The sequence below is a fragment of the Dactylosporangium sp. CA-233914 genome, from assembly GCF_050942935.1.
Classification (GTDB): Bacteria; Actinomycetota; Actinomycetes; order Mycobacteriales; family Micromonosporaceae; genus Dactylosporangium.
Genome location: NZ_CP192030.1, coordinates 1,659,941 through 1,671,390, shown reverse-complemented (window position 1 = coordinate 1,671,390; position 11,450 = coordinate 1,659,941). Strand labels below are relative to the sequence as shown.

General features: G+C 69.2%; 10 protein-coding genes and 1 tRNA gene. 4 read left to right on the top strand and 7 right to left on the bottom strand.

Annotated elements, in window-relative coordinates; all coding sequences use genetic code 11:
- Positions 1–64: 64 nt before the first annotated feature.
- The 5 genes from ACQPY0_RS07675 to argS form a co-directional block, all read right to left on the bottom strand.
- Positions 65–1,315, bottom strand: coding sequence for an MFS transporter (locus tag ACQPY0_RS07675; RefSeq protein WP_432986337.1), 1,251 nt, complete (start codon positions 1,313–1,315; stop codon positions 65–67).
- 119 nt (positions 1,316–1,434) lie between these two features.
- Positions 1,435–2,484 (bottom strand): threonine synthase, encoded by a 1,050-nt coding sequence (gene thrC / locus ACQPY0_RS07670; RefSeq protein ID WP_432986335.1) that lies wholly within the window; start codon positions 2,482–2,484, stop codon positions 1,435–1,437.
- A gap of 23 nt (positions 2,485–2,507) precedes the next feature.
- The gene (locus tag ACQPY0_RS07665) at positions 2,508–3,779 is read right to left on the bottom strand and encodes a homoserine dehydrogenase (RefSeq protein ID WP_432995067.1); all 1,272 of its coding nucleotides are present in this window, start codon (positions 3,777–3,779) and stop codon (positions 2,508–2,510) included.
- Between the two features lie 15 nt (positions 3,780–3,794).
- A complete protein-coding gene (gene lysA, locus ACQPY0_RS07660; protein ID WP_432986333.1) occupies positions 3,795–5,180 on the bottom strand; it encodes a diaminopimelate decarboxylase in 1,386 nt (461 codons plus the stop codon).
- 4 nt (positions 5,181–5,184) lie between these two features.
- Positions 5,185–6,843, bottom strand: coding sequence for an arginine--tRNA ligase (gene argS / locus ACQPY0_RS07655; RefSeq protein WP_432986331.1), 1,659 nt, complete (start codon positions 6,841–6,843; stop codon positions 5,185–5,187).
- 186 nt (positions 6,844–7,029) lie between these two features.
- On the opposite strand from argS, the gene ACQPY0_RS07650 reads away from it, so the two are divergent.
- The 4 genes from ACQPY0_RS07650 to ACQPY0_RS07635 all read left to right on the top strand — a co-directional run bounded on the left by ACQPY0_RS07650 (position 7,030) and on the right by ACQPY0_RS07635 (position 9,845).
- Positions 7,030–7,989: a DUF3105 domain-containing protein gene (locus tag ACQPY0_RS07650; RefSeq protein WP_432986329.1), complete on the top strand. Its 960-nt coding sequence runs from the start codon at positions 7,030–7,032 to the stop codon at positions 7,987–7,989.
- A gap of 5 nt (positions 7,990–7,994) precedes the next feature.
- Positions 7,995–8,624, top strand: coding sequence for a DUF305 domain-containing protein (locus ACQPY0_RS07645; RefSeq protein ID WP_432986327.1), 630 nt, complete (start codon positions 7,995–7,997; stop codon positions 8,622–8,624).
- A gap of 91 nt (positions 8,625–8,715) precedes the next feature.
- Positions 8,716–8,790, top strand: a tRNA-Arg gene (locus ACQPY0_RS07640).
- Between the two features lie 302 nt (positions 8,791–9,092).
- Positions 9,093–9,845, top strand: coding sequence for a hypothetical protein (locus ACQPY0_RS07635; RefSeq protein WP_432986325.1), 753 nt, complete (start codon positions 9,093–9,095; stop codon positions 9,843–9,845).
- A 4-nt stretch (positions 9,846–9,849) separates the two neighbouring features.
- Here the strand turns inward: ACQPY0_RS07635 and ACQPY0_RS07630 are convergent, their stop codons facing one another.
- Positions 9,850–11,136 carry a tyrosine-type recombinase/integrase gene (locus ACQPY0_RS07630; protein ID WP_432986323.1) on the bottom strand — a complete coding sequence of 429 codons (1,287 nt, stop codon included), beginning with the start codon at positions 11,134–11,136 and terminating at the stop codon, positions 9,850–9,852.
- An 81-nt stretch (positions 11,137–11,217) separates the two neighbouring features.
- Positions 11,218–11,355 carry a helix-turn-helix transcriptional regulator gene (locus ACQPY0_RS07625; protein WP_432995064.1) on the bottom strand — a complete coding sequence of 46 codons (138 nt, stop codon included), beginning with the start codon at positions 11,353–11,355 and terminating at the stop codon, positions 11,218–11,220.
- Positions 11,356–11,450 lie beyond the last annotated feature (95 nt).

The following is an 11,450-nucleotide window of genomic DNA, read 5'->3' as shown; positions in this document are numbered from 1 at the left end:
CACGGTCGGTTACTGAGCGTGGCCGACTACTGGGCGTGGCCGCGCTCGGGGCGCTGTTCGCCGCCTACTTCGGGGGGCTGGGGTCGGTCGAGAGCGCCGGGTTCCCGCCGGGCTGCGAATCGTCGCGGCGCAGGGTGACCACGGCCCAGGCGGCCGAGTAGAACAGCGTCACGGCGCCGCAGGCCGCGATCAGCACGCGCGGGTCGACCGTGTCGACGAACGCGCCGACCGCGAGCTGGCTGGCCGCGACCGAGAGGGTGGCCAGCATGAAGTCGGTGGCGAACACCCTTCCGCGCAGGGCGTCGGGCACCTCGGCCTGCAGCACGTAGTTCGACATCATCCAGTTGCCCCCGGCGGCCAGGTGGGCGAGGATGACCCCGGCCAGGGCCAGGGGGAACCAGGTCGTCAGGCTCACGCCGAGATACGCCACGCCGTACAGCGACATCGACAGCGCCAGCCCCGGCAGCAGCCAGGCGCGGTGGGACAGCACCCGGCGCAGGACCATCGGGCCGATCAGGGCGCCGAGACCGCGGGCCGCGAACAGCAGGCCGGTGCCGAGCGGGCCGGCCCCGAGCACGGCCGCGAGCAGGGGAAACACCGTAAGCACGCCGTTGCCAAGGCCGACCGCGGACTTCACGGTGACCAGCGAGGCGACCCTCGAGTTCGCGCGGACGTACCGCAGCGCCTCCGCGATCGCCGTGAACGCCCGGGCCGGGTCGCCGGAGCGCTCGGCCTGCAGGGGGCGGCGCACGCGCCAGACCTGGAAGGCGGAGAAGAGCAGCAGGGCGGAGGCGAGGACGAAGCAGGGGTACGCCCCGAAGGCCTCGGACGCGATCCCGCCGAGCGAGGCACCGATGACCAGCATCGTGCCCCAGGCCGAGCCGCCGAGGGCGTTGGCGGCCGGGAGGTCCTCGGCGTCGACGACGTTGGGCAGGGCGGCCTGCGCGGCGGGGCTGAAGAACGCCTTGGCGACCGCGATCGCGCCGACGGCGGCCAGCGCCACCCAGGCCGTCGCCTCCGTGCGGACCAGCAGCAGGAACATGGCGCAGCCGGCCATGGCGAGGTCGGCGGCGATGAGGATGCGCCGGCGGTCCAAGCGGTCGGCGATCGTTCCCGTGTACGGCAGCAGCAGCGCCGTCACCCCGGTGTCCACGGCCAGCACGAGCGCGCCCCACAGGCCGGAGCCGGTGAGGTGGGGCAGCAGGGTGAGCAGCGGGATCATCACGAACCAGTCGGCGCCCAGGCCGATCAGGTCAGCGGTGAAGAGGTTGCGGAAGTCCCGGTTGCGGACCAGGACTGTAAGCGCTGGCGGCACGGCTCACACCGTACTGGCCTTGCTCTTGGCCACGCGGGCCTGGCAGAGAGGGCCGCCAGGCCCGAACGATGTCTGGCGGGAGCAGCGGTCCGCAGGTGAGACGGCCCGAGTCCCGGAAATTACGCGAGATCCAGCGCCTTCGCGGCGGCGAGCGCGTCGGCGGGGATCGTGGTCGGCGCGGGCGCGGTGGAGATCGCCCACTCCGGGTCCTTCAGGCCGTGGCCGGTCACCGTGCACACGATCGTCTGGCCGGGCTCGATGCGGCCCTGGGCGCTGGCCTGCAGCAGGCCGGCGACGCTGGCCGCGCTGCCCAGCTCGACGAAGACGCCGACCGAGCGGGCCAGCAGCCGGTAGGCCTGCAGGATGTCCCGGTCCGTCACCGCGTCGATGAGCCCGCCGGACTCGTCGCGGGCGTCGACCGCCTTCGTCCAGCTCGCGGGGTTGCCGATGCGGATGGCGGTCGCGATCGTGCTGGGCTCGCGGACCACCTCGCCCTTGACGATCGGGGCGGCGCCGGAGGCCTGGAAGCCGAACATGCGCGGGCGGCGCGTGGCGTTGCCGGCCTCGTGGTCCTCCTTGTAGCCCATCCAGTACGCCGTGATGTTGCCGGCGTTGCCGACCGGCAGGCAGTGGATGTGCGGGGCGTCGCCGAGGGTCCGGACGATCTCGAAGGACGCGGTCTTCTGGCCCTGCAGCCGGTCGGGGTTGACCGAGTTGACCAGCGAGACCGGGTAGTCCAGCGCGAGCTTGCTGGCCAGCGCCAGGCAGTCGTCGAAGTTGCCGGAGACCTGCAGCAGGCGGGCGCCGTGCACGAGGGCCTGGGCCAGCTTGCCCAGGGCGATCTTGCCGGTCGGCACCAGCACGGCGCAGGTGATGCCGGCGCGGGCGGCGTACGCGGCCGCCGACGCCGAGGTGTTGCCCGTCGAGGCGCAGATGATCGCCTTCGCGCCGTCCTCGATGGCCTTGGAGACCGCGACCGTCATGCCGCGGTCCTTGAACGAGCCGGTGGGGTTGGCCCCCTCGACCTTGAGATACACGTCGCAGCCGGTGCGCGCCGAGAGCTCCGGCGCCGGCAGCAGGGGCGTGTTGCCCTCGTGCAGCGTCACGACCGGGGTCTGCGGCCCGACGGGCAGCCGGTCCCGGAACTCCTCGATAAGCCCACGCCACATGGCAGCTTCCTTCGACACGGAGGCTACTCCCCTTCGACCCGCAGAACGCTCGCCACGGCGCGAACGATGTCCAGTGCCCGCAGCTCGGCGACGGTCGCGGCGAGGGCGCGATCCGGCGCGGCGTGCGTGACGATGACGAGCACGGCCTGGTTGCCGCGGCCGGACTGGTTGACGGTCGCGATGCTGACGCCATGCTTGGCGAAGACGCCCGCGACCGCGGCGAGCACGCCCGCCTTGTCCGAGACGTCCAGGCTGATGTGGTACCGCGTGAGCACGTCCCCGATCGGGGAGACCGGCAGATCCGCGTAGGCCGACTCCGAGGCGCTGTGGACGCCGGCGAGACGGTTACGGGCCACGGCGACCACGTCGCCGAGCACCGCGGAGGCGGTCGGGGCGCCGCCGGCGCCGCGGCCGTAGAACATGAGCTGGCCCGCCGCCTCGGCCTCGACGAAGACCGCGTTGAACGCGTCGCCGACGCCCGCGAGCGGGTGGGTGCGCGGGATCATCGCCGGGTGCACGCGCACCGAGACGGCCCCGTTCGCCTTCGAGGCGATGCACAGCAGCTTGATCGTGCAGCCCATGGCCTTGGCGCTGGCCACGTCGGCCGCGGTGACCTCGGTGATGCCTTCGCGGTAGACGTCGGCGGAGGTGACCCGGCTGTGGAAGGCCATCGAGGCGAGGATCGCGGCCTTGGCGGCGGCGTCGAAGCCCTCGACGTCGGCGGTCGGGTCGGCCTCGGCGTAGCCCAGCTCGGTCGCCTCCTCCAGCGCCTCGGCGAAGCCGGCGCCGGTGGCGTCCATCGAGCTCAGGATGAAGTTCGTGGTGCCGTTGACGATGCCGGTCACCCGCGTGATCCGGTCGCCGTGCAGCGACTCGCGCAGCGGGCGCAGCAGCGGGATGGCGCCGGCGACGGAGGCCTCGTAGTACAGGTCGGCGCCGCAGTCGGCGGCGGCCTTGTGCAGCGTGGCGCCGTCCTCGCCGAGCAGGGCCTTGTTGGCGGTGACCACGCTCTTGCCGGCGTGCAGCGCCTCCAGCAGCCAGGACCGGGCCGGCTCGATGCCGCCGACGACCTCGACGACGATGTCCACGTCCTCGCGGGTGACCAGGGCGTGCGCGTCCGTGGTGAACAGCGACGGGTCGACGGGCAGCTCACGCGCCTTGTTGAGCCGGCGCACGGCGATCCCGACAAGCTCCAGCGGCGCGCCGACGCGGGCCGTGAGGTCGTGCTCCTGCTCGTGCAGCAGGCGAACGACCTCGGAACCGACGGTCCCGCAGCCCAGCAGCGCTACCTTCACCGATTGCGGCATCTGTCACCCCACGTCCAGTCTCAGCAGGTCGTCCACGGTCTCCCGGCGGACGATGACGCGCGAGGAACCGTCGGCCACCGCCACGACCGGCGGGCGGGGCACGTGGTTGTAGTTGCTCGCCATGCTGCGGCAGTAGGCACCGGTGCCCGGGACCGCAAGAAGATCTCCGGCCGTTACGTCGGCCGGCAGGAATTCATCTTTCACGACGATGTCCCCGGACTCGCAATGTTTTCCCACCACGCGGGCGAGAATTGGCGGTTCGGTGGACGCCCGCCCGGCGACCGTCGCCGAGTAGGCGGCGTCGTAGAGGGCCGGACGGATGTTGTCGCTCATGCCGCCGTCCACCGAGACGTACGTCCGGATGCCGTCGACGTCCTTGACCGTGCCGACCTCGTACAGCGTGAACATCGCCGGCCCGACGATCGCCCGGCCGGGCTCGACGGACAGGTGCGGAACGCCCAGGTGCAGCGCGGCACACTCCTGCTTGACGATGCGCAGCAGGTCGCCGGCGAGCTCGTGCGGGTCGGCGGGCTCGTCCTGGGTGGTGTACGCGATGCCGAACCCGCCGCCGAGGTCGAGCTCGGGCAGCTCGCGGCCGTGTACCTCGTTGACGCGGGCCTGCAGCGTCAGCAGCCGGCGCGCGGCGACCTCGAAGCCCGACGCGTCGAAGATCTGCGAGCCGATGTGCGAGTGCAGGCCGCGCAGCTCCAGCACGTCGTCGGCGAGGATCTTGTCGACCGCCTCGGCCGCGGCCCCGCCCGACAGCGAGAAGCCGAACTTCTGGTCCTCGTGCGCGGTGGCGATGAACTCGTGCGTGTGCGCCTCGACGCCGACGGTCACGCGGACCATGACCCGCGGCCGCTTGCCCGCCTTGAGCGCGATCTGGGTGAGGCGCTCGATCTCGTCGAAGGAGTCGACGATGATCCGCCCGACGCCGGCCTCGACGGCGATCGTGAGCTCCTCGACCGACTTGTTGTTGCCGTGCAGGCCGATACGCTCGGGCGGCATGCCTCCCCGCAGCGCGACGGCGAGCTCGCCACCGGTGCAGACGTCGAGGCTGAGGCCCTCCTCGACCAGGATCCTCACGACCGCCGTGGCGAGGAACGCCTTGCCCGCATAGTAGACCTCGGCGCCGCCGAACGCCTGCTTGAACGTGCGGCAGCGGATCCTGAAATCCTCCTCGTCGAAGACGTACGCGGGGGTGCCGTGCTCTTCCCGCAGTTTGTTCACGTCCACCCCACCGACGTGGAGTGCGCCATTTTGTCCGCGGGTGACCGTTTTGGGCCACAGAATCGGGACCAGTGCGTTGACATCGCCCGGGGTGCGGAGCCAGGACGGCCCCTGGGAGCCGAGGTCCGCGTGGAGCGCCCCGGCCTCGTGTGCGCGCATCTCTCTACATCCGTTCCGGCGCCGAGACGCCGAGCAGGTCCAGCCCGTTGACGATGACCTGGCGGGTGGCGTCGTTGAGCCAGAGCCGCGCCCGGTTCGTCTCCGTGAACCGCTCGTCGCCCATCGGCAGCACGCGGCAGTTGTCGAAGAACCGGTGGTAGGCCCCGGCCAGGTCCTCCAGATAGCGTGCCACGCGATGCGGCTCCCGCAGCTCCGCGGCCGTCGCGACGACACCGGGGAAGTCCCCGAGGGCCTTGAGAAGATCAAATTCCTTCTCGTGTACCAACTGTGCCGCGTCGTACTCCTCGGAGCGCTCGAAGCCCAGGTCCGCCGCGTGGCGCGCGATCGACGCGGTGCGGGCCCCCACGTATTGCACGTAGAAGACCGGATTGTCGTTCTTCTGCCGCGTGATGACCTCGATGTCCAGCGTCAGCGGGGAGTCCGTGGAGGAGCGGGCCAGGGAGTAGCGGGCCGCGTCCACACCGACGGCGTCGATGAGCTCGTCGAGGGTGATCAGGGTGCCGGCCCGCTTGCTCAGCCGCACCGGCTCGCCGCCGCGCAGCAGGCTGACCAGCTGGCCGATGAGCACCTCGATGTTACGCTGCGGGTCGTCGCCGGCACAGGCGGCGATGGCCTTGAGGCGGCCGATGTAGCCGTGGTGGTCCGCGCCCAGCATGTAGATGCAGCGCTCGAAGCCCCGCTCGCGCTTGTTGATGTAGTAGGCGGCGTCCGCGGCGAAGTAGGTCTTCTCGCCGTTGGAGCGGATCAGGACCCGGTCCTTGTCGTCGCCGAAGTCCGTGGTGCGCAGCCAGACCGCACCGTCGGACTCGAAGACGTGGCCCTGCTTGCGCAGCTCGCCGAGGGCGTGCTCGACGGCGCCGCCCTCGTGCAGGGTCTTCTCGGAGAACCAGACGTCGAAGTGCACGCCGAAGCGCTCCAGGCTGTCCCGCATCTCCTTGAGCATCGCCTGGTAGGCCAGCTCGAGGAACGCGACCCGCTGCTCGTCCTCGGACCTCTGCATGATGTCCGGATTCGCGGCTTTGACCGCTTTCGCGACGTCCTGGACGTATTCGCCCGGGTAGCCGTCGGGCGGGGTCGGCTGCCCGTGGGCGGCGGCCATGACGGACTCGCCGAACCGGTTCATCTGCACGCCGGCATCGTTGATGTAGTGCTCGCGGGTCACGTCGGCGCCGGCCGCGGTGAGGATGCGCCCCAGCGCGTCGCCGACCGCGGCCCAGCGGGTGTGCCCGAGGTGGACCGGCCCGGTCGGGTTCGCCGAGACGAACTCGAGGTTAATCTTCTCCTTGGCCAGGGTCTCGCTGCGGCCGTAGCCCCGGCCGGCCCGCACGATCATCCCGGCCAGCTCGCCCACGGCCGCCGCCGCGAGCCGGATGTTGAGGAATCCAGGCCCGGCGATCTCGACGCTCGCGATCCCGGGAGTTTCCTGCAAGTTTTTCGCCACCGCGGCGGCCAGCTCGCGCGGGTTCAGCCCGACCTTCTTGCCCACTTGCAGGGCGATATTGGACGCATAGTCACCATGCTCCGGGTTTCGCGGTCGCTCCACGCTGGTCGTCGCCGGGAGCACGGACGCGTCGAGGTCACGCTCGGTGATAGCCGCCCGGGCGGCGGCGAGGACTGCTACGGCGAGTTCAGCGGGAGTCACCGACAAATGCTATCGGGGGTAGACTCCGGTACTTGGCGGCGGCCCGTTGTGCTGGTCACAATGCGGGACGGCTGGGACTCGCACGGGACCCCGCCGAAGCAATTCCCGCCGTGACCCCCGACCGTTGACCGAACGAGGCCCGATGAGCGAGCACAACGCTGAGCGTTGCGAGGCGACGAGATGAGCATGAGCACCCAGCACAGTGGCGGCAACCGTAAGCCGTCCACCAAGGCTGTCTCCGGCGCGAAGCCGAAACAGGGCGGCGACGAGGAGGAGCTTGACCTGGACGCCGACGCGGAAGTCGCCGAGGATTCGGACGTTTCGGACTCTTCCGAAACGGCGGCGCCGGCCAAGCCGAAGGCGAACCCGCGCAAGTCCGCTCCGGCCCGCAAGACCGCCTCCGCCGGCAAGTCCGCTCCCGGCGACAAGACCGCTCCCGCCGGCAAGCGGCCCGCCCCCGCCGGCCGCCCCGCGGCCAAGAAGATCGCCCCGGTCAAGGTCAAGCAGGGCATGAGCTGGGGCCCGATCGCCCTGTTCACCACCGTCGGCGTGCTGGCCCTGGGCATCGTGGGCTTCGCCGGCTACCAGGTGTATGAGAACGGTCTGGGCTGGCACGACCGCGCGGACCAGATCAGCGGCATCCAGGACTACTACAAGCTCGACAAGGCCATGATCGGCCAGCGCGAGCACGTGTGGGGCCCGCAGACGTACAAGCTCAGCCCGCCGGTCGCCGGCAACCACAACGCCAACTGGCAGCGCTGCCTCGGCGACGTGTACCCGGCCGCGATCGCGAACGAGCACGCCCTGCACAGCCTGGAGCACGGCGCCGTCTGGATCACCTACAACCCGAGCCTGCCCGCCGACCAGGTCGAGAAGCTCGCCAAGCGCGTGCGCGGCAACAACTACATGCTGATGAGCCCGTATCCGAACCTGGACAAGCCCATCTCCCTGCAGGCGTGGGGCTTCCAGCTGAAGGTCGACAACGCCGACGACAAGCGCATCGACGAGTTCGTCAAGGCCCTGCGCGAGAACGCGAGCCTGGAGCCCGGCACCCCCTGCTCCAGCGGCCAGATCATCACCGAGACCGGGACCACGCCCCGCGATCTCGGCAAGGACACCGGCTCGACCCAGATGGGCGGCAACTAGCCACCGTGTTCACGCAACTTTCACGGCGAGCACGCCTGAGCCTCGGCGTGCTCGCCGCCATCCTCCTGTTGGCCGCCGGCACCGCCGTCGGCTACCTCATCCCCACCCTGAGCCGCCCGGGCGACGACTCGATCGACGCCGGCTTCGCCCGCGACATGAGCGTCCACCACGCCCAGGCGGTCGAGATGGGGATGTTCGCCTACCGCCTGGGCACCACCGACGACATCCGCAACCTGGGCTACGACATCGCCGCGAGCCAGCAGTGGCAGATCGGCCAGATGCAGACCTGGCTGACCGAGTGGCACCTCTCCCCCACGTCGTCGAACCGCGCCATGGCCTGGATGCCGACGGGCATGAACACCCTCCAGCCGGACGGCCGCATGCCCGGCATGGCCTCGGACGACGAGCTCAAGAAGCTCAAGTCCTCCACCGGCAAGGACTTCGACACCCTGTGGTGCCAGCTCATGCTCCGCCACCACCTGGGCGGCATCCACATGGCCGAGATCGCCGCCAAGGACGCCGAAGACCAGGATGTCCGCGCCGCCGCGGAGAAGATGCGCGTCGCCCAGTCGTACGACATCTCCCAACTGACCGAAAAGCTCAAAGACCTCGGCGCCCAGCCCCTGTCCTTCTAGCACCCAGCCCCCACCCACCCACCTCAGCCGCCACAGGGGAACCAGTGCGCGGGTAGGGTTGGGGCTCTGCTAATCTGTTCGAGGTCGCAAGGCCCCCGTAGCTCAGGGGATAGAGCACCGCCCTCCGGAGGCGGGAGCGCAGGTTCGAATCCTGCCGGGGGCACCACCCGCCACAAGGCGGTCTATCAGCCAGAACGAAGCCTCGGAGCAGCACATACGCTGTCCGAGGCTTCCTCGTTGCATACGGCTGTAGCTGGCACTTACCGGCCATGATCGGTCGTCTGTTCCCAACCTGTTCCCAAGTTCTGCCCGGTACAGAGACGACTGCACGGCCCGCCTACCCGCCGGTTCCTGCGTGCCGACAAGCCCATGCGCCGCCCCCGAGCGCTCCAGAGGGAGCCGGTAACTGGCGGGCGAGACAGGCGCCAGCTGTGGAACCATCACGCCGTGACATTGGCAGGAGTTCAGTTGAAGATCAGCCGCGCCCGAGCGCGGCTTGAAGAGCTGACCACGAGCATCGAAGGCTGGTTGAAAGAAAATCCAATCAGCGTCGAGGAGCGCGAAGTCGACTCAGATCGAGTCGAATACGTATATCGGCAACGGGAGTCGGTGCCAGAAGAGCTGGGAGCGATCATTGGCGAGTCCCTCCACTGCGCCCGGACGGCACTCGACCATCTGGCATGGGACCTCGTCGTAGCTGGCGGCGGTAGGCCAGACAAGCGGACATATTTTCCAATCTTCGATAAGCCTCGCCCGCGGAGCGCTGTCGCTGACGCGATGAAGGGCGCTTCGCGGCAAGCAGTTCAGGACGTGTTCGACCTCAGCCCTTGGCGTGGCGGTGACGACGAGTTGTGGCACCTGCATGAGTTGGACATCGTGGACAAGCATCGGCTGCTGCTGGCCGTTGGCTCAGCACACCGCAACGTAGCGATCGGTGGCGGGCGGTGGAACCCTTGGGGGGACGAGCGAGGTTTTGAGATGCCGATCCTCTTCCTACGTCCAGCAGATCAACAGTTCCCGATGCAAGACGGTGCGGTGCTCTTCTCAACGTTGCGCAGTGCTGTCGCCGATGGAATGACGCTGGCAAGATTCGCCGGGGCGACTATTGAGATTTTGTTCGGGCCGGATACTCCGTGCCCGGGAAAGCCTTTGGCCGGCTACACGCTGCAACTAATCTCGCGGGCAGAAGCTGTAATTGACCTCCTCAAACCGCATCTCTGAGAGGCTATCGATAGCCTAGTGACGCCTGCACACGCTGGCGCAGAAGAGTTGCGCCGCCGTCAAGGCATTTTGCATAGATGCGCAACAGCACCTCAACTGACTGGCCCGCCCACTCTGCGACCTGTGTTGGCGGTACTCCCCCGTTTAGCCACGTAGACACGGCAGCGTGCCGGAGATCGTACGGACGCTTCGCGAGCGGCGAGGCTGAAACTTCTTCCGTAAAAGTCTCGTCGCGTGCACGCTTCCATGCGCGCACGATCGTCAGCTTTGGCATCTCCTTGCCGTTGCGCTCGCCGACGAAGATCCGGCCGTCCGTGCCGGTGCCGAACTCGCGGATGTGGGCGTGAATCAGCGCGGTCAGCTCGGGCGGGCACGGCGCCGTTCGAGACTCGCCGCGCTCGCGCTGTTTGAGCTGCCGCCGGTCCCGGTTCTCCCCCGAATCGGTCCACTCCTTGCCAGCGTACGGCTCCGCGCCGTCGAGATGGAACTCTCCCCAGCCACTCTCCGGGAGCGCAAGGTGCCGCTTGTTGAGTGCTGCAATCTCCTCCGGGCGCATCGCGGCGAAGTAGATGCAGCCGAAGAACGCAACAAGGCGGCGGCCGGTCTCGCCCTGGTCTCGCAGCGCGTTGATGAGGGTTCGGGCTTGCACGGGGTTCGGAACGGCACGCCGGTCGATCACCTGAACTGGCTTCGGCGCCTTCCACTTCAGCGCCGGCAGGGGGTTCTTCGTCAGGAGCTTCTGCTCGACCGCGTACTCGGCGGCGGTGTTGAGGATCTTCCGGCGCCGGCTCACGACGCTTGGCGCGGCCGGCTTGCCGCCGAGCTTGACTGTGAGGGAGTTGAGGAGCGGTCGTAGAACCGTGGCGTCGGCGAGCGAGGAGACCGGCCGTGTGTGGCGCTGAACCCACTTCAACGCTGTCTGGACCTCCTCCGGGCATGCCGGATCGTCGCGGCGGGCGGTGTTGAAGCCCCACCGGCACAGAGCCGAGCGAATGAGTTTGTCGTCCGGCTTGCCGCGCCGGTCGGAGAACATCGCCGTCGTCAGGGCCGTCATCGCCTCGGCGTGGGTCCGGCGGGTGGTTGCCGCCACGTGCGGCCACTTCATGTCGACGAACTTGCAAGCGAAGTCGTACCACGACATGTCGGCGTTGGTCCGCGACATCGAGACCGGAAGGCCGGTGTCGACGTAGAACGCCTCACCCTTGCGAGCGGCGGCGACCAGCTCGGAACGGAAGCTCTCGGCCAGGGCCGCCGTCTTGAACGGCTCTTTGATGCGGCGGTCGGCGACCACCCACAGCACCTTGTAGGTCGTGGTGCGCTTCCCGGCGGTACACGTCGGTCTTGTAGATGCGGACGTCGTAAGTGGTCTCCATTAGGCGGCCTCCTCCGTGAGTGCCGAGAGCCAGCGTTCGTAGTCGGTGCGGCGGATGCGGAGGTCGCCGTTCGGCAACTTCAGGCACGGGGGTGCCTTTCGCTTCGCGCGCCAGTCGTAGAAGGTCGAGCGGGAGATGCCGAGGTCTGCGCAGACGTCGGCGATGGTCAGGTGACGGCGCTGACCCGTGCCGCGCGCGGTCGTGATGCTGGTCGGCTCCGCGGAATCCGCGA